The organism is Streptomyces sp. E2N166 (genome assembly GCF_003671715.1).
Classification (GTDB): domain Bacteria; phylum Actinomycetota; class Actinomycetes; order Streptomycetales; family Streptomycetaceae; genus Streptomyces; species Streptomyces thinghirensis.
Genome location: NZ_RAIF01000031.1, coordinates 968,649 through 985,528, shown reverse-complemented (window position 1 = coordinate 985,528; position 16,880 = coordinate 968,649). Strand labels below are relative to the sequence as shown.

Below are 16,880 nucleotides of genomic sequence, written 5' to 3'. Positions count from 1 at the left end.
CCCGCCCGCAGCCGCCGCACCACGTCCGCGACGCCGCGCTCCCGCACCCACCGTCCACCGGTCTCGTCACCCGGCTCGATGACCCGTGTGAGAAAGACCCGGCCGAGCAGCTCGTCGTCACCCGCCGCATCGGCGTCTTCCCTGATCACGACATCGTCCGCAGCCGGCCCACCGCCCTTGGCGACGGAGCCGTCCCTGCCGTGGCCGGGGACGGCGCGCTCCCCGGTCACGTCAGCGCTCCGAGTGCCATGGGGACGCCTTTCGGCACACCGGTGCGCAGTTGCAGCGCCAGGGCGACGTCCCTCGCGTCGGGTCGGTCGTGGCCGACGAGATCCGCGACGGTCCAGGCGACGCGCAGGACCCGGTCGAGGCCGCGGGCGGTGAGCACGCCCCGTTCCAGGCTGCGTTCCGCGTCGTCCCGCGCCCCGGGCGCCGCGTACCAGCGGCTGCGCAGCTCCCGTCCGGGCACCTCGCTGTTGGACCGCCACGGGGTGCCCGCGAGACGCGCGGCCGCCCGGTCCCGGGCGGCCCGCACCCGGTCGGCGACCGTCGCGGTCGTGTCACCTCGAGGGCCGACCCCCGCCAGTTGGCTGCGCGTGATCCGCTCCACCTCGACCCGGAGGTCGACCCGGTCGAGCAGCGGGCCGGACAGCCTGGCCTGGTATCGGCGGATCGACGAGGGCGAGCACTCGCACAGGTCCTCCTTCTGCGAGAACCGTCCGCACGGGCAGGGATTGGCCGCGAGCACCATCAGAAACCGTGCCGGGAACCGCACCACGCCCGCGCTGCGCGCGATGACGACGTGCCCGGCCTCCAGCGGCTGGCGCAGGGCGTCGAGCGCATGACTGCTGAACTCCGGCGTCTCGTCCAGAAACAGGACACCTCGATGGGCCAGCGAGACGGCTCCGGGCCGCCCGATGCCGGGGCCGCCCCCGACGAGGGCCTGCATCGTGGCGGAGTGGTGCGGCGCGCAGTAGGGGGCCGCGTCGATCAGGGGTTTGCCGGGTGGCAGCAGACCCGCCACCGAGTGCACCGCGGTGACCTCCAGCGACTCCTCCCGGCAGAGCCGGGGCAGGACGGCGGGCAGGCGCTCGGCGAGCATGGTCTTCCCGGCGCCGGGCGGCCCCTCCAGGAACAGGTGATGACCGCCGGCGGCGGCGACCTCCACCGCCGTGCGCGCCGCCGCCTGGCCCACGACGTCGGCGAGGTCGTGACCGTGGTCGTACTGCGCCGTTCCCATGCCGTGCATTCCGGTGGCGGCTCCCGTGCCCGGCATGCGCAGGCCTGCCAGGAGCGGGTCGGGCCGCCCCTGCTGGTCCGGTTCCTCCTCCGGCACGGGCTCGTCGGCGAGGACGGCGATCAGCTGGCGCAGGCTGCGTACGCCGAGCACCGACACTCCGGGCACCAGGGACGCCTCGGCGGCGGCGCACTCCGGGACGACCACCTGTTCGTAGCCGGCCTCCGCCGCGGCCAGGACCGCCGGCAGGATGCCCCGCACGGGCCGCACCCGTCCGTCCAGGCCCAGCTCCCCGATCATCAGGATGTCGGCGAGCACGCGGGGATCGATGCGATCGGCAGCGCCGAGGACCGCGGCTGCGACGGCGAGGTCGAATCCACTGCCGCTCTTCGGCACCGACGCGGGGCTGAGGCCCACCGTCAGTTTCTTCTGCGGCCACTCGGCTCCCGAGTTGACCACAGCGGCCCGTACCCGGTCCCGGCTCTCGGTCAGGCTCTTGTCAGGCAGGCCGACCAGGGTGAACGCCGCGACACCTGGTTCGAGATCGGCCTGGACCTCGACCACCACGCCCTCGACGCCGACGAGCGCCACGGAGCACGTACGCGCGAAACCCATCACGCCACCCCGCGCGCGTGCTCGACCGCGGGGGCTCCGCGCCGCGGGAGGAGGACACCGACCAGGTCGATGCGGACTCCGCCGGGCGGAGCCCCTCCGTGGGTCTGGATCCAGCGCTCGGCCAGCCGCCGCAGCCGCTCCGCCTTCTCGGGGGTCACCGCGGCCATCGGGTGCTCGAAGGAGTCGCCCCTGCGCGTCTTGACCTCGCAGACCACCAGGACGTCACCGTCCAGGGCCACGATGTCGATCTCGCCGGTCCTGCCGCAGCGCCAGTTGCGCTCCACGACCGTCATGCCGACTCCGGTCAGCCTGCGGGCGGCGAGTGTCTCGCCGTACTTGCCCAGCGCACCTCGTGCGTTCATGTCGGCACCACCTCCGGTGCCAACGATGAGGCCGACTCGACGAGCTTTTGGATCTTGGTGGACGGTCAGGCGGCTGTGGACAACCTTGTCACCCACACGAGTGACACCACCCGATCTCTCGCCGTGTCTCAGCCGCTGGGAAGCTCCAGATCGCTCTTGTTCAGCTCCTCGATGTTCACGTCCTTGAACGTCAACACCCGCACCTGCTTCACGAACCGGGCCGGCCGGTACATGTCCCACACCCAGGCATCGGCCATGGACACCTCGAAAAACACCTCGCCCTGGACCGAGTGCACCTGCATCTCGTAGTCATTGGTGAGATAGAAGCGCCGCTCGGTCTCGATCACGTATTTGAACAGACCGACGACGTCGCGGTACTCCCGGTAGAGCTTGAGCTCCATCTCGGTCTCGTACTTCTCGAGGTCCTCGGCGCTCATGGCATGTTCCCCTTCAGCCGTGCGGTCCCACCATTGTGCGCCCGTCCCGTGAGCCCCTAGACGATTTCGGTGTCCAGGGTCACCGGTCCGGCGGGGGGACCTTCGTCGAGCAGCTTGCGCAGCAGCTCGGCGAGTCTGGTCGGATACACCGTCTCATGTGCCCGGGTCAGTTCCCGACACGTCCACCAGCGCGCTCCGGCGACGCTGCGCCGCTCCAGCTCGGTCAGCCCCACGGCCTCGGTCGCGGTCTGGGTCGTACGGGCCAGGTAGTACCACTCGTCCTGGTCCCAGCGGCGGCCCGCGAAGGGGAAGGAGCACCTGCGCCGCCACAGCACCGGGCCGAGCTCGATGTCGGTGATGCCGGTCTCCTCGACGAGCTCCCGCCGGGCGGCCTCCTCTCGGGTCTCGTCGCCCTCCACGCCGCCGCCCGGGGTGAACCACCAGTCGTCGGCCGGATCGTCCGGCTCGTGCCCGTGCAGCAGCAGGATGCGGTCCTCGGGGTCGAGCAGCACCACCCGGGCCACCCTGCGCAGGCCGCCCTCGTAGGAGTCCTGCCCGGCCAGGGTCGGCTCAGCGGGCACCGGCGGGCCCCGTTCCGGTCCGGGCGCGGGAGGCCGCGGCGCGCTTGGCGAGGGGGCCGTAGGCGGCGCCGACGAGGATCAGCACGGCACCGGCGATCACCAGCGCGACGACCGTCCGCAGCGGGCCCGGCGAGGAGAGGCCGCCCAGCGCCTCGAAGCCGGTCGGCCGCTCCAGCATGCCGTTCATGGGCCAGACCACGGCGTCGACGCGGGCGTCCACGGCACCGCGCGACACGGTGCCGCCGGCGGCGTCGGTGAGGTGGGCGGTGGAGTCAACGGAGTTGTCCCGCTCGTCGCCGAGCAGGAACAGGCGGCCCTCGGGGACGGTCACCGTCGGGAAGTTGCTGAACTCGGCCGGCGTGCCGTCGAGCAGGTACGGCTCGTCGACGACCTTGCCGTTGACCTTGAGCTTGCCCTCCTGGCAGCAGGCGACGGTGTCCCCGCCGACCGCGACCACGCGCTTGACCATCGGGGCGTTGGCCCAGGTCGCGTCCTTGAAGACGACGACATCACCACGGCGGACGTCGGTGCCGTCGATGCGCTGCGCGAGCACCCGGTCACCGGCGTCGATCGTCGGCGTCATCGAACTGGTCGGCACGGTGTACGGGCGGTAGACCACCGCTCCCCAGACGAAGCCGCCGAGGAACAGCACCAGGCCCAGCGCCACGGCGAGCCCGGACAGCCGCTGCCCGGTCCGGCCGCCCACCGGGCCCTTGTCCGTTCCGCCACCCCGCGGGACCGTACGTGTTGTGCTCTCGCCACCCATGGATCCGCACCTTACCCGGCGGTACCCGAACGGGGCAGCCCCTCCCGGGGGCCCGGGAGGGGCTGGCGGAACGGCCCTATGACGGGCGTACGGCGCGGGGCCTTACGTCTCAGCGGGTCTCGGCGGGAGCCATGCGCCTGCGGCGCCACCAGACGACCGGGACGACTCCGGCGAGGGCCAGGCCCTGGGGCGCGACCGACAGCGCGGCGGCGGCCGACGGCTGGGCCTGCAGACCGTCCTGGTCGAAGGTGTCCGGGACCGGCAGGGTGCCCCAGCGGTTCATCGGCCAGGCGATCACGATGGCGCGGCCGACGACCTCCTTGACCGGGACCATGCCGCCGTGACTGTCCGACTGGTTGTAGCGGGAGTCCCGGGAGTTCTGCCGGTGGTCACCCATGACCCAGATGGAGCCCTCGGGAACCTTGACCTTGAACTGGCCGCCCTGGTCGTCGACGCTGCACGGCGTGTTGCCGGGGTAGACGTACGGCTCGTTGAGCGCCTTGCCGTTGACCTTGAGGGGCCCGGTCCCGTTGCACTCGACCGTGTCGCCGCCGACCCCGATGACGCGCTTGATCAGGTCCTTCTCGTCCGCGGACGGCATCAGGCCGATCCAGCTGAGGACCGTCTGCAGCGCGTTCGGGTCGGGCGTCGGCTCGCCCGCGAGCCAGTCGTCCGGGTCGTGGAAGACGACGATCTCGCCGCGCTCGGGCTCCGAGCCGAACCAGGGGGTGAGCTTGTCGACGAGGACGCGGTCATTGATCGTGAGCGTGTTCTGCATCGAGGCGGACGGGATCGAGAACGCCTGGACCAGGAACGTCTTGATCAGCAGCGCGAGCACCAGCGCGATGCCGATCAGGATCGGCAGTTCCTTCCAGAAGGAGCGCTGCTTCTTGGCCGCGGGGGGCGTCGCCGGGGGCGTCCCGCCCACTCCCTCGTCCTGGGTCCCGCCGTGTTCGTCCGTCACCCTGCCGTCCTCGGTCCCGGAGTCGTGCCCGGAGGCCGGGGCGCCGTCCGCGACCGGGCCGGCTGCCTCCACGGGGTGTCCGCGGTTCTCCTCGCCGTCGTGTCCGGACCGTGCGCCAACCGCCACATCCCCCACGCCAACTCCTTACTCTCTGCCACCGCCTGCCCCGTATACGGTGCAGGCCCACCACTCCCATAACGAGCGGGAGTTCCGCAGGGGTCGGGAGCTGAATCATCGCGTTCGGATCGTCGGGGGCAACCCTATGCGACAGCCGGGGAGCGGCGGTCGAACCGGAGGCCGAGTCGGACACGGACGCATACGTTTTCGGTTCGTCCAGTGTGGTCCAGTGGCCGAACGGCCAGGCGATCACCATGGCCCGCCCCACCACCTCGTCCTCGGAGACGGTGCCGAAGTCGGTCTCCTGGTGGGCGCGGGAGTCGGCGGAGTTGGACCGGTGGTCGCCCATCACCCACAGCCGCCCCTCGGGGACCGTGACGTCGAACGGCGCCTTGGACGGGGAGTCTCCGGGATAGAGGTAGCTCTCGTTGAGCGGGACGCCGTTGACCGTGACCCGTCCCCGGGTGTCACAGCACTTGACCCGGTCCCCGCCCACGCCGACGACCCGCTTGATGAGGTCCTTCTCGTCGTCGGACGGCAGCAGGCCGATGAAGGCGAGGCCTTCCTTGACCTGCTTGATGACGACGGGGTCGTCCTTCTTGGTGGTCTGCTCACCCTGGAGCCAGCCGCCGGGGTCGCGGAAGACGACGACGTCCCCGCGCTGTGGCTCGGAGCCGAACCAGGGAGTGAGCTTGTCCACCAGGACCCGGTCACCGATCTGGATCGTCTGCTCCATGGAGCCCGACGGGATCACGAACGCCTGGACGAGGAAGGTCTTCAGCACCAGCGCTATCAGGACGGCGACGCCGACGAGAAGAGGTATCTCCTTGACCGCGCCGCGCCTGCGGCGGCGTTTGACCTTGCGCTGCAGCTTGCGCCGCTCGGCACGGGACCGGCCGCCGGACGGCGGGGAAGTGCGCCGCGAGCCGGTGGGCAGCAGGTTCTCCGTGGGGCTGCTGGGCGCCCCGCGCGGTTTGCCCCGGCTACCCATCGGCGCCCTCCGGCCGACGCGACTCACCGGCCGGTTCGTCCGCCTCCGCGTCCGGCACGCGCGCGTAGGCGTCCGGGCGGTCGAGGTGGGTGGCGTGGTCGAAGGGCCAGACGATCCAGTCGGCGCGGCCGATCACCTCGTCCACGGGGATCATGCCGCCGCCCGGCGAGCCCAGGTGGTCGCGGGAGTCGCTGGAGTCGGCCCGGTGGTCGCCGAGGACGAAGAGGGTGCCCTCGGGGACGACGACGTCGAAGCGCACCGTGGACGGGCGGTCGCCGGGGTACAGGAACGCCGACTCGTCGACCGGCTGGCCGTTCACCTGGACCCTCCCCTCCCTGTCGCAGCACACCACATGGTCCCCGCCCGCACCGACAACGCGTTTGATGTAGTCGCCGTGCCCGAAGAAACCCGTGCCGTCGAAGACGACGATGTCGCCCCGCTGCGGCCGGTCCCCGAAACGGTACGCCAACTTATTTACGAGAACCCGGTCACCGATCCTCAATCCGCGCTCCATGGATCCGCTGGGGATCTGGAACGGCTGGAGCACGAAGGTGCTGAGGAGCAGCAGGAACAGCAGCAGAGTCAGGAGGGTCACGGTGATCCGGCCGCCCGGCACCCAGTCCGTGATCCGTCCCGCGAAAGCGGAACGCGACCGTTCCTCCGGGCCCTCCACATCCGAGGGCTGCTCGGAGTCGGAAGGGCGGGAGGAGCGGTCGCGCTCCGTGGGCTGTGCTTCGGTGTCCATCGGGGCCAGATGCTATCCGGCCCCGGGATGGACCTCGGAGGGCGCTCAGTTGTCGCGCTTCTCCTTGATCTTCGCCGCCTTGCCGCGCAGCTCGCGCAGGTAGTACAGCTTGGCGCGACGGACGTCACCGCGGGTGACGAGCTCGATCTTCTCCACGATCGGGGTGTGCACCGGGAAGGTGCGCTCGACGCCGACGGAGAAGGAGACCTTGCGGACCGTGAAGGTCTCGCGCACGCCGGCGCCCTGGCGACGGATGACCACGCCCTTGAACTGCTGCACACGGGAGCGGTTGCCCTCGATGACGCGGACGTGGACGTTGACGGTGTCGCCGGGGCGGAAGGCCGGGACGTCACTGCGCAGCGACGCGGAGTCGACGGAGTCGAGCAGGTGAGACATTTCGTCTGCTTTCCTCGCTGATGCCACAGGTCATCAACGGAAACTAGGTGTTTCGGAATCAGGGTCGTGCGGGTCGGGACGGGCGTCGTCTCCCCCTGTGGCAGGGGCGCGCTCCGGACGGACGCACAACAGCGCCCTATTCTTCCACGCCGGGCGTCCTGCGCCAAAATCGGCCGTACGGCTTCCCGTCCGGGTCGGGTTCCCAGCCCAGGATGGAGAGCATCTCGCGGTCCTTCTTGTCGAAGGCCTTGGGATCGCACCGCTCGATCAGGTCGGGCCGGTTGGCCGTCGTGCGCCGCAGGGCCTCGTCGCGGCGCCAGCGGGCGATCTTCCCGTGGTGGCCGCTGAGCAGCACGTCCGGAATGCCACGGCCGCGCCACTGCGGCGGCTTGGTGTGGACGGGGCCCTCCAGCAGGCCGGCCATGGCGCCGGGGGCGAAGGAGTCGTCGCGGTGGGACTCGGCGTTGCCCAGGACGCCGGGCAGCAGCCGCGCCACGGCCTCGGTGACGACGAGCACGGCCGCCTCGCCGCCGGCGAGGACGTAGTCGCCGATGGACACCTCGTACACGGGCATCCGGGTCGCGTACTCGTCGATGACGCGGCGGTCGATGCCCTCGTAGCGGGCGGGCGTGAAGATCAGCCAGGGCCGTTCGGAGAGGTGGACGGCGAGTTCCTGGGTGAAGGGCCGGCCGCTGGGAGTGGGCACGATCAGGGCGGGCTCGCCGGAGCCCGTCTCGTAGCCGTCGGCCAGGACGGAGTCCAGGGCGTCGCCCCACGGCTCGGTCTTCATCACCATGCCGGGTCCGCCGCCGTACGGGGTGTCGTCGACGGTGTTGTGCCGGTCGTAGGTCCAGGAGCGCAGGTCGTGCACGTGGACGTCGAGCTGCCCGCGCGCGCGTGCCTTGCCGACCAGGGAGACGTTCAGCGGTTCCAGGTACTCGGGGAAGATCGTGACGACGTCGAGCCGCATTACGCCTCTTCCCCGGCGGCGTCCCGTGCGGAAGCGCTGTGTCCATCAGCGACTTCGTCGCGGGCCGCGCGGTCGTCGATCAGGCCGGGCGGCGGGTCGATGACCGCGCGCTGCTCGTCCAGGTCGATCTCCGTGACGATCTCGGATACGAACGGCACGTAGACCTCGCTGCCGTCGGGGCGCTCCACCACGAACAGGTCCTGCGTGGGCAGATGGGAGATCTCGGTGATCCGGCCGACCTCGTCGCCGTCCTTGGTCACCACGTCGAGGTCGATCAGCTGGTGGTCGTAGTACTCGTCCTCGTCCTCGGGCCGCTCGTCCGGGTCGACGTCGGCGATCAGCAGGGTGTTGCGCAGCGCCTCGGCTCCGGTCCGGTCGTGGACGCCGGCGAAGCGCAGCAGGAGGCGGCCGCTGTGGACCCGGCCGGTCTCGATGGTGAGCGGTCCGGCGGAGGCGGGGTCGGTGGCCAGTACGGCTCCGGGGCCGAGCCGCAGCTCCGGCTCGTCGGTGCGGACCTCGACGGTGACCTCGCCCTTGATTCCGTGGGCGCGGCCGATACGCGCGACTACCAGCTGCACTGTGCTTGATCTCCTGTCGGAACTGCGACGAGCCGGTCACGGCTCGTACGACTACGGGCCGGGGACGGCCCAGTGGCCCTCCCCGGCCCGAGCCGGTGCTGCGTTTGGCGTCAGCGGACGTGGTCCACGTCGACGAGGTCGACGCGGACACCGCGGCCGCCGATGGCGCCCACGACAGTCCGCAGAGCGCGCGCGGTGCGGCCGTTGCGGCCGATCACCTTGCCGAGGTCGTCGGGGTGAACCCGGACCTCGAGCACGCGCCCGCGACGCAGGTTGCGCGAGGCGACCTGCACATCGTCGGGATTGTCGACGATGCCCTTCACGAGGTGCTCGAGAGCCTCCTCGAGCATGCTCAGGCCTCGGTCGACGTGGACTCGGCGGCAGCCTCGTCCTTCTTGTCGGCCTTCTTCTTCTGGGTGATGGCCTCACCCTTGCCCTCGTCGTCGCCACCGATCGCCTCGAAGGACGGACGGGCCGACTTCTCGGCCGGCTGCAGCAGCGGCGCCGGGGCGGGCTCGCCCTTGAACTTCTGCCAGTCGCCGGTCTTCTTCAGGATGGCGAGCACGGGCTCGGTCGGCTGGGCGCCGACACGCAGCCAGTACGCGACACGCTCGGCGTCGACCTCCATCACCGACGGGTTGTACGTCGGGTGGTACTTGCCGATCTCCTCGATGGCCCGGCCGTCACGGCGGGTACGGGAGTCGGCGACGACGATGCGGTAGTGAGGCGAACGGATCTTGCCCAGACGCTTCAGCTTGATCTTGACTGCCACTGGAGTGGGTTCTCCTGGTTTTGACGTGATTGGGCACGGCGAGAGAGCCGCGTGGGGTTGCGGTACCCGAGTGCCCGATGGACGCGTCAGCCGGAGGAGAGAGGGGTCCTGTGCGACTGTCGAGTACAGCTAGCCATTGTGCCACACGCGGGCGGGCCCTTCGGACCGAGGGCGGAGCGCCCGGATCCGGCTGCCACGAGCAGCCGGACCGTCAGCTCGCCGCCGCGCCGACCACCTCCGGGATCCGGAACGGCTTGCCGCAGCCGCCGCACATGATCGGGGCCTGGGCCAGGACCGACGGGACGACCCGGACGTTGCGACCGCAGTCGCAGACGGCCTTCACGCGCACCCCTCCGCCGGAGGAGCCGTGGCGGGCGGCCGGACCGCGGAAGCTGCGGGCCGTGTCGGTCGCCGTCGCGGCGGTGTGCGCCTTCAGCGCGCGCTGGAGGCGTTCGATCGTCGGGCGGTAGCGGCGCTTCGCCTCGGGGGTGAGCGTGACCAGCGAGAAGCCGCTGCTGGGATGCGGCTCCTCGGGATGGTCGAGGCCCAGCTCCTCCGCGATCGCGAGGAACCGCCGGTTGTGGTAGCGCCCCGCGCGGGAGGTGTCGCGTACTCCTCGCGCGGCGGCGATGCCGTGGACTGCCTCATGGAGCAGTCGTTCGAAGGAGAGTTCGCGCCCGCACGCGGACGACGACTCTCCGATCAGGGACTCGGGCGCGGCAAGATCGGGCAGCTCGGTGTGGTGCCGCTGAATGTCGGCCCACGCCTGCGCCAGCTCTGCGGCGAGAACAGGTGGTGTCGTGCTCACGTAATGACAACGAGCCGGGGTGCCGCTGTGTTCCTATTCCGGGGCATCCCAAATAATTTGCACGTACCCGTCAGTTGCCGCTGATGCGTCCCGACGAGGGCGGGTGCGCTGATCTGCGGAGAAGCCTCGCAGCTCATACCAAGCTGGTGCGTAGTCCGACGTACGCGCCGGCGCGTAGGCCCGTCCACGCGCCGGGGTGCGTCGGGCTCGCGGGTGCGCAAGGGGCGTTTCGGCCGCTGTCGCGCCGGAAGGGCGCCACCCGATCGGCCCATCGATGCGCTCATCGACGGGTGCGACGTTACCGGGTGTGCCGTCGGCGTGCGGCACCGCCCCGCACCCTGCCCGTTCCCGTCACCGCGGGGCGGTCGCGGGGCCCGCCGACCTTGGCCGGAACCGGCTCGCCGACATCGCCGCCACCCGCTGTCATCGCCGAGCGTCACGATCAGGCCATCCGTCGCGGCGGTCGAGAAGGGGCTACCGGGAGTACCGCGCGGCCAGGCGCATGTTGCCGGGAAGTGAAATCTCGCCACTGGGGCGCGGCTCGGGCAAACCGGCCGCCGCTACCACTGGACGCCACGGCGAGCCCGGAGTTTCCTGGCATACGGGGGAAGTGCGAGCGCACTGCACGGGGGCCATGGAACCGGGCACAGCGGCAACACTCGTCGATTGGGGCGCTTTCCTATGACACCTACGCTCGTGCGGCAGCACTCATCTCACGCGGGGTCAACGCCTCGTGTGGACCTGCGTGCACGCGCGCGTGACTGGTCCGAGATACAGGAGCGGATGCTCGTACCGCTCTACGAGGCCGTCTTCGAGCGACTGGACGTGGGCGGCGGCACAAGGATGCTGGGGCTGGGCTGCGGTTCCGGGCTGGCCCTGCTGATGGCCGCCTCGCGCGGCGCCGCGGTGACCGGGGTCGACTCCCGCTCACCGGAACGGCTGGCCCTGGCGCGGCGGCGCCTGCTTCCCGAGACGCTCGACGCCCCCGGGTCGCGAGGCACGCGCGCGCGTGCGGACGCGGCACGGGCGGACGCACCACGGATCGTCGAGGGCACGCTCCGGGACGCGGAGGACCCGTCAGCGCCGGCGTTCACCCTGGTGACCGCCTTCGAGCCCATCGGGTGCCTCGCGGGCGACTCGGAGGGGCTGGGTGAGCTGCTCGCCCGGGCGACGCCGCTCGCCGGGCGCGGGGCGGCCGTGGTGCTGGCCGGTTGGGGCCCGCCGGAGCGGTGCGCCACGACGTCGGTGCTGCGGGTGGCCACCAAACTCGCGGACCCGTTGCGCGGCGCGGGCAGCTGGCGCCCCGCCCTGCGCGACGACCTGGAGGAGGTCGCCCAGCGGGCCGGGCTCAGGCCGGACGGCTCGGGGCGGGTGGCGTGCCCCTTCGGTTACGCCGACGCGGGCAGCGCGGCGCGCGGGCTGCTGTCGACCGGGCTGTTCGACGCGGCGATCGCCGCGACCGACCAGGAACAGGTCGACAAGGAGCTGTCGGAGGCCCTGCACCCGTACCAGCGTCCGGACGGGACCGTGTGGATGCCGAACGTTTTCCGGTATCTGATCGCCCGGACCCCCTGACGATCGGTTCCGACCGGATGTGTGCGGAGCCTGAGTGACTTCTTCCGATGCAGGTGAGAACTCTGTGAAGAAGCCGGATCAGGACTTCCGCGGTTTCGCCTGGTGGATCGTGGGCCCCTAATCTGATCCACCGTTCGGGGGAATGACACATCTGCATACAGGAGCCTGTAGTGCCGCACCACAAGACCGCGCTGCGCGTCGCCGCACCCGTCGCCGTCCTCGCCCTGGCCCTCACCGCGTGCGGGGGCGGAGACGACGCCGACACCGACGCGAAGAGCCCGGCGAGTCCCGAGGCCTCGGCCTCTCCCTCCCAGGCGGCATCGGGCGGCGAACTGGCGACGGGCGAGAGCGCGACGGGGAAGGTCGCGGAGGACCCCGGCCAGGTCACCTACGAGGTCGTGGCACAGAAGGTCGAGGTCGGCACCGAGGCGGAGGCCGCGAAGGCGGTGGCGGACGCCGCGGACGCCAAGGGCAAGGCGCTGGCGGTCGCGCACGTCAAGTACACGCACAAGAGCGGGCCGGCCCTCACCGAGGGCTCCGACGTGCACGACGGCACCACGATCTTCGCCGACGGGCAGCGCGGCGGCGTCCTCATCGGCGCCTCCGACGACGCCCCGGGTTGCGAGGACCCCTACGACGTCGAGAGCTGGAAGCAGGGTGAGAGCCACGTCTTCTGCGAGACGTACGTGATCCCCGCGAACTCCACCAGCGTCGAGGTCCACTGGTCCGAGGAGGACGGCGAGCCCTACGTCTGGAAGTTCCCGCAGAAGTAGCGGAGGCGGCGCAAGGAGCGGAAGCAGCCGTCCCCGGAGCGGCGGTGCACGGACCTCACGCCTCCGGGCCGTCCTTGCCCGGCCGCGTGATCCCGGCGATCCGGTACGCGTCCGCCTCCTCCAGCGTCTCGTTCGCCAGCAGCGCCTCGGCCAGCGCGTCGAGCCGCCCCCGGTGGTCGGTCAGCTTGCGGACGGCTTCCGCGTAGCACTCGTCGACGACCCGCCGCATCTCGCCGTCGATGGCGTCGAGGGTCCCCGGGGCGGCGGCGAGCCCGTAGGCCTGCTGCGCGTCGCCGGGGAGGGCGGACAGCCTGCCGACCTGTTCGCTCATGCCCCAGCGGCCGACCATGCCGCGCGCGATCCGGGTGACCTGTTCGAGGTCGCTCTCCGATCCGGTGGTGATCACCTCGTACACCACCTGCTCGGCCGCCATGCCGCCGAGCGCGCCGATGATCCGACCGCGCAGGTACTCCTCCGTGTACGCGTACTTGTCCGCGTCCGGTGTCGACAGCGTCACCCCGAGTGCCCGCCCGCGGGGCACGATGGTGATCTTGCGGACGGGATCGGCGCCCGGTTGCAACATGCCCAGCAGCGCGTGCCCGCTCTCGTGGTAGGCGGTGCGCCGACGCTCCTCCTCGGGCATCACCAGCGGGCGTTCGGCCCCCAGCTGGACCTTCTCCATGGCCTCGGAGAGGTTCGCCTGCGTCACCCGGTCCTGCCCCCGCTTGACCGCGAGCAGCGCGGCCTCGTTGGCGAGGTTGGCGAGTTCGGCGCCGGTCATGCCCGGGGTCGTACGGGCGACCTGGGCGAGGTCGACGTCCGGGGCGAGCGGGATCTCGCGGGTGTGGATCTCCAGGATCGCCTTCCGGCCGCCCCGGTCCGGCGGCGAGACGTTGACCACCCGGTCGAAGCGGCCGGGACGGGTCAGGGCCGGGTCCAGGATGTCGGCGCGGTTGGTGGCGGCGATGACGATCACGCCCTCGGCGCCCGAGAAGCCGTCCATCTCCGTGAGGATCTGGTTCAGGGTCTGCTCGCGCTCGTCGTGGCCGCCCATGCCGGAGCCGCCGCCGCGGGCCCGGCCGATGGTGTCGATCTCGTCGATGAAGATGATCGACGGCGCCACCTTCCGGGCCTCGGCGAACAGTTCCCGCACCCGGGAGGCGCCGACGCCCACGATCATCTCGATGAACTCGGACGCGGACGCGGAGAAGAACGGCACGCCCGCCTCGCCGGCGACCGCGCGCGCGAGGAGCGTCTTCCCGGTGCCGGGCGGGCCGGACAGGAGGACGCCGCGGGGCATCTTGGCGCCCATGCGGCGATAGGCGTCGGGGTTCTTCAGGAAGTCGACGACGTCGCTGAGTTCGCCCTCCACCTCGTCGATCCCGGCCACGTCGGCGAACGTGGTGCGCGGCTCCCCGGCCTCCAGCTCCACCGGCTTGGGCGGCGCCTTGCGGCCCAGCATGCCGCCCGCGCCGCCGCCCAGGGCGCCTCTCATGCGCCGCGCGATGAAGACCCACAGCACCACCAGGAGCAGCATCGGGGCCAGCGAGATCAGCACGTTGACCAGGAGGCTGCGCTGCTGGACGACCGGCTCGGCCGTGACGGTGACGTTCTGCTCGGTCAGGTCGTTCCAGAGCTGGTCGTCCGCGAAGGTCGGCCGCTCGGTCGTGAACTTGGTGTAGGTCCCGTCGCCCTCGGGGTTGTCCCTGGCCTTCTTCAGCTGGCCCTGGATCGCGTCGCCCTTGGCGTAGATCTTGCTGACGTTGCCCGCCTCGACCTGCTTGCTGAACTCCGTGTAGGAGATGGTCGGCTCGTCGCCCTCGTTGAAGAAGGAGAGCACGAGGTTGGCGATGAGGAAGACGATCAGCGCGGCCAGGGCCAGGTTCCACCAGCCCCCGCGCATCCTCCTGCCGCCGGGTGGCGGCTTGGGGGGCTCGTCGGGCGTGCCCTCGGTGCGCCAGGGAGGCTCGGGGGCCTTGCGCGGCGGGGACGGGTTGGTCATATCCGGACGTTACGACAGGAAAGCCGTGCGAGCACGTGCGTATACGGCGCTGGGGCGCCCCTCCGGTGAGGGGCGCCCCAGCGCCGTACAGCCCTACGAGCCGAGAACCGTCAGCCCATGAACTTCTTGAACTCGTCCGGCAGCTCGAAGTCCTGGCCGCCCTGCTGGGGCAGTCCGAAGGCGCCGCCGTTCTGCGCGGCAGCGGCGCGGCGGGCGGCCTCCTCCTGCTCCTGCTGCTTGCGCTTCATCGGGTTGCCGGAGCGCTGCTTGCCCTTGGCCTTCTTCTGCTGCTTCTTCTGCCGGCCGGGGCCGCCGCCCATGCCCGGGACGCCGGGCATACCCGGCATGCCGCCGCCCTGGGCCATCCGGGACATCATCTTGCGGGCCTCGAAGAACCGCTCGACAAGGGACTTGACCGCGCTGACGTCGACGCCGGAACCCTTGGCGATACGGGCGCGGCGCGAGCCGTTGATGAGTGTCGGCTCCTGGCGCTCGGCCGGGGTCATCGACTTGATGATGGCGGCCGTGCGGTCGACGTCGCGCTCGTCGAGGTTGTTGATCTGGTCCTTCATCTGGCCCATGCCCGGGAGCATGCCGAGCAGCTTGGAGATGGAGCCCATCTTCCGGACCTGCTCCATCTGGGCCAGGAAGTCGTCCAGGGTGAAGTCCTGGCCCTTCTTGGACGCCAGCTTGGAGGCCATTTTCTCGGCCTCTTCCTGGCTGAACGTCTTCTCCGCCTGCTCGATCAGGGTGAGCAGGTCACCCATGTCGAGAATGCGGGAGGCCATCCGGTCAGGGTGGAAGGCGTCGAAGTCGTCGAGCTTCTCGCCGTTCGACGCGAACATGATCGGCTTGCCGGTCACCGAGGCGATCGACAGGGCCGCACCACCACGGGCGTCGCCGTCCAGCTTGGACAGGACCACGCCGTCGAAGCCGACGCCGTCGCGGAAGGACTCGGCGGTGTTGACCGCGTCCTGACCGATCATCGCGTCGACGACGAAAAGGATCTCATCGGGGCGGACCGCGTCGCGGATGTCCGCGGCCTGCTGCATCAGCTCCTGGTCGATGCCGAGACGGCCGGCGGTGTCGACGATGACCAGGTCGTGGACCTTGGACTTGGCGAACTCGATGGAGTCCTTGGCGACCTTGACCGGGTCACCGACGCCGTTGCCCGGCTCGGGCGCGTAGACCGCGACGCCGGCGCGCTCGGCGACGACGCTGAGCTGGTTGACGGCGTTGGGGCGCTGGAGGTCACAGGCGACCAGGAGCGGCGAGTGGCCCTGTTCCTTGAGCCACCGGCCCAGCTTGCCCGCGAGGGTGGTCTTACCGGCACCCTGGAGACCCGCCAGCATGATCACGGTCGGCGGCTGCTTGGCGAAGCGCAGGCGGCGGGTCTCGCCGCCGAGGATGCCGACCAGTTCCTCGTTGACGATCTTGAGGACCTGTTGGGCGGGGTTGAGCGCCTTGGAGACCTCGGCGCCCAGAGAGCGCTCCTTGACCTTCTTGATGAAGGCCCGCACGACGGGCAGGGCGACGTCGGCTTCGAGGAGCGCGATGCGGATCTCGCGGGCCGTGGCGTCGATGTCCGCCTCGGTCAGCCTTCCTTTGCCCCGGAGGGATTTAAAGGTGGCTGACAGGCGGTCGGAGAGAGTATCGAACACGGCGGCGTAGGTCCTCGCGTCGGCGTTGGTGTGGGTCGCCCTCCAGGGTATCCGGCCCGGCAAGCAAATCGTCCCTGCCCGCCGCAGAGAGCGAACAGGGACTGGCACCCCGCGTGTGCGGGGAGCAAGTCGCGTCCGTGCCTGCCTCGGACAACCTGCCCGGGCCGTCCCCGCTTCAGCGGGGAGCACACCCCACCGACGCATGCCCCGGCCCCGAGGTCACGCCCGCAACGCCTCCTCCAGCGCCCGGGCCACGTCCCCCGCCTCCTCCCCCGGCAGCCGGGCGCCCTCCGGGCCGGTGACGTAGAAGGCGTCCACGGCGTTGGAACCCAGGGTCGAGGCGTGCGCGCTCCGCACCCGCACGCCCGCCCCCTCCAGCGCCCGCCCGAGCCGGAACAGCAGACCGGGCGCGTCCTGGGCGCGGACCTCGATCACCGTGGCCAGCCGGGACGCGGCCGGGGCGACCGTCACGCGGGGCGGGGGCGGCTCCACGCCCCGGCGCCGGGGGTAGGCGGCGTCCCGTTCGGCGA

At 71.1% G+C, this 16,880-nt stretch carries 18 protein-coding genes and 2 pseudogenes; 2 read left to right on the top strand and 18 right to left on the bottom strand.

Annotated elements, in window-relative coordinates; all coding sequences use genetic code 11:
- The 15 genes and pseudogenes from EBH09_RS39235 to EBH09_RS26515 all read right to left on the bottom strand — a co-directional run.
- Positions 1-230 (bottom strand): annotated as a pseudogene (locus EBH09_RS39235) (phosphoenolpyruvate carboxylase); the annotation flags it as partial.
- Entirely contained in the window at positions 227-1,852 is a 1,626-nt protein-coding gene (locus tag EBH09_RS26580; protein ID WP_121749403.1) for an ATP-binding protein, read from the bottom strand. The pseudogene EBH09_RS39235 and the gene EBH09_RS26580, both read right to left, overlap by 4 nt.
- Positions 1,852-2,214 carry a YraN family protein gene (locus tag EBH09_RS26575; protein ID WP_121749402.1) on the bottom strand — a complete coding sequence of 121 codons (363 nt, stop codon included), beginning with the start codon at positions 2,212-2,214 and terminating at the stop codon, positions 1,852-1,854. The genes EBH09_RS26580 and EBH09_RS26575 overlap by 1 nt, the downstream gene beginning before the upstream one ends.
- Before the next feature lie 128 nt (positions 2,215-2,342).
- Positions 2,343-2,651, bottom strand: a complete 309-nt coding sequence (locus EBH09_RS26570) for a DUF2469 domain-containing protein (protein ID WP_003993268.1) — start codon at positions 2,649-2,651, stop codon at positions 2,343-2,345.
- Between the two features lie 56 nt (positions 2,652-2,707).
- Positions 2,708-3,232, bottom strand: coding sequence for an NUDIX hydrolase (locus EBH09_RS26565; RefSeq protein ID WP_121749401.1), 525 nt, complete (start codon positions 3,230-3,232; stop codon positions 2,708-2,710).
- Complete coding sequence (gene lepB / locus EBH09_RS26560; RefSeq protein WP_121749400.1) at positions 3,222-3,998, bottom strand: signal peptidase I; 777 nt, start codon at positions 3,996-3,998, stop codon at positions 3,222-3,224. Before lepB (EBH09_RS26560) ends, EBH09_RS26565 begins: the two co-directional genes overlap by 11 nt.
- 109 nt (positions 3,999-4,107) lie before the next feature.
- Positions 4,108-5,097 carry a signal peptidase I gene (gene lepB, locus EBH09_RS26555; protein WP_238697442.1) on the bottom strand — a complete coding sequence of 330 codons (990 nt, stop codon included), beginning with the start codon at positions 5,095-5,097 and terminating at the stop codon, positions 4,108-4,110.
- Positions 4,991-6,070: pseudogene (gene lepB, locus EBH09_RS26550) on the bottom strand (signal peptidase I); the annotation flags it as partial. The gene lepB (EBH09_RS26555) and the pseudogene lepB (EBH09_RS26550), both read right to left, overlap by 107 nt.
- Complete coding sequence (gene lepB, locus EBH09_RS26545; RefSeq protein ID WP_121749397.1) at positions 6,063-6,815, bottom strand: signal peptidase I; 753 nt, start codon at positions 6,813-6,815, stop codon at positions 6,063-6,065. The gene lepB (EBH09_RS26545) and the pseudogene lepB (EBH09_RS26550), both read right to left, overlap by 8 nt.
- A 45-nt stretch (positions 6,816-6,860) precedes the next feature.
- A complete protein-coding gene (gene rplS / locus EBH09_RS26540; RefSeq protein WP_030041016.1) occupies positions 6,861-7,211 on the bottom strand; it encodes a 50S ribosomal protein L19 in 351 nt (116 codons plus the stop codon).
- Positions 7,212-7,347: 136 nt separating this feature from the next.
- The gene (trmD, locus tag EBH09_RS26535) at positions 7,348-8,181 is read right to left on the bottom strand and encodes a tRNA (guanosine(37)-N1)-methyltransferase TrmD (protein WP_121749396.1); all 834 of its coding nucleotides are present in this window, start codon (positions 8,179-8,181) and stop codon (positions 7,348-7,350) included.
- Complete coding sequence (rimM, locus tag EBH09_RS26530) at positions 8,181-8,759, bottom strand: ribosome maturation factor RimM (protein ID WP_121749395.1); 579 nt, start codon at positions 8,757-8,759, stop codon at positions 8,181-8,183. The genes trmD and rimM overlap by 1 nt, the downstream gene beginning before the upstream one ends.
- A gap of 110 nt (positions 8,760-8,869) precedes the next feature.
- Positions 8,870-9,109 (bottom strand): RNA-binding protein, encoded by a 240-nt coding sequence (locus EBH09_RS26525; RefSeq protein WP_003973401.1) that lies wholly within the window; start codon positions 9,107-9,109, stop codon positions 8,870-8,872.
- A gap of 2 nt (positions 9,110-9,111) precedes the next feature.
- On the bottom strand, positions 9,112-9,531 hold the full coding sequence (rpsP, locus tag EBH09_RS26520) for a 30S ribosomal protein S16 (RefSeq protein ID WP_121749394.1): 420 nt from the start codon (positions 9,529-9,531) through the stop codon (positions 9,112-9,114).
- Between the two features lie 211 nt (positions 9,532-9,742).
- Positions 9,743-10,339 carry a hypothetical protein gene (locus EBH09_RS26515; RefSeq protein ID WP_121749393.1) on the bottom strand — a complete coding sequence of 199 codons (597 nt, stop codon included), beginning with the start codon at positions 10,337-10,339 and terminating at the stop codon, positions 9,743-9,745.
- 681 nt (positions 10,340-11,020) lie between these two features.
- On the opposite strand from EBH09_RS26515, the gene EBH09_RS26510 reads away from it, so the two are divergent.
- Both EBH09_RS26510 and EBH09_RS26505 read left to right on the top strand, forming a co-directional pair.
- Positions 11,021-11,914, top strand: coding sequence for an SAM-dependent methyltransferase (locus EBH09_RS26510; RefSeq protein ID WP_121749392.1), 894 nt, complete (start codon positions 11,021-11,023; stop codon positions 11,912-11,914).
- A 170-nt stretch (positions 11,915-12,084) separates the two neighbouring features.
- The gene (locus tag EBH09_RS26505; protein ID WP_121749391.1) at positions 12,085-12,687 is read left to right on the top strand and encodes a hypothetical protein; all 603 of its coding nucleotides are present in this window, start codon (positions 12,085-12,087) and stop codon (positions 12,685-12,687) included.
- A gap of 55 nt (positions 12,688-12,742) precedes the next feature.
- Here EBH09_RS26505 and ftsH read toward each other — a convergent pair whose 3' ends face one another.
- From ftsH to EBH09_RS26490, 3 genes are all read right to left on the bottom strand, one after another.
- Positions 12,743-14,689, bottom strand: a complete 1,947-nt coding sequence (gene ftsH, locus EBH09_RS26500; protein ID WP_121749390.1) for an ATP-dependent zinc metalloprotease FtsH — start codon at positions 14,687-14,689, stop codon at positions 12,743-12,745.
- Between the two features lie 110 nt (positions 14,690-14,799).
- Positions 14,800-16,350, bottom strand: coding sequence for a signal recognition particle protein (gene ffh / locus EBH09_RS26495; protein WP_121749389.1), 1,551 nt, complete (start codon positions 16,348-16,350; stop codon positions 14,800-14,802).
- A gap of 219 nt (positions 16,351-16,569) precedes the next feature.
- Positions 16,570-16,880, bottom strand: a 311-nt coding sequence (locus tag EBH09_RS26490; RefSeq protein ID WP_121749388.1) for an ACT domain-containing protein, incomplete at its 5' end; no start/stop codon positions are given.

Coding starts and splice junctions, on each gene's coding strand:
- lepB (WP_121749400.1), bottom strand. CDS start 3,998: ATGGGTGGCGAGAGCACAACACGTACGGTCCCGCGGGGTGGCGGAACG.
- rplS (WP_030041016.1), bottom strand. CDS start 7,211: ATGTCTCACCTGCTCGACTCCGTCGACTCCGCGTCGCTGCGCAGTGAC.
- EBH09_RS26525 (WP_003973401.1), bottom strand. CDS start 9,109: ATGCTCGAGGAGGCTCTCGAGCACCTCGTGAAGGGCATCGTCGACAAT.
- EBH09_RS26580 (WP_121749403.1), bottom strand. CDS start 1,852: ATGGGTTTCGCGCGTACGTGCTCCGTGGCGCTCGTCGGCGTCGAGGGC.
- EBH09_RS26510 (WP_121749392.1), top strand. CDS start 11,021: ATGACACCTACGCTCGTGCGGCAGCACTCATCTCACGCGGGGTCAACG.
- ftsH (WP_121749390.1), bottom strand. CDS start 14,689: ATGACCAACCCGTCCCCGCCGCGCAAGGCCCCCGAGCCTCCCTGGCGC.
- EBH09_RS26575 (WP_121749402.1), bottom strand. CDS start 2,214: ATGAACGCACGAGGTGCGCTGGGCAAGTACGGCGAGACACTCGCCGCC.
- lepB (WP_121749397.1), bottom strand. CDS start 6,815: ATGGACACCGAAGCACAGCCCACGGAGCGCGACCGCTCCTCCCGCCCT.
- trmD (WP_121749396.1), bottom strand. CDS start 8,181: ATGCGGCTCGACGTCGTCACGATCTTCCCCGAGTACCTGGAACCGCTG.
- EBH09_RS26570 (WP_003993268.1), bottom strand. CDS start 2,651: ATGAGCGCCGAGGACCTCGAGAAGTACGAGACCGAGATGGAGCTCAAG.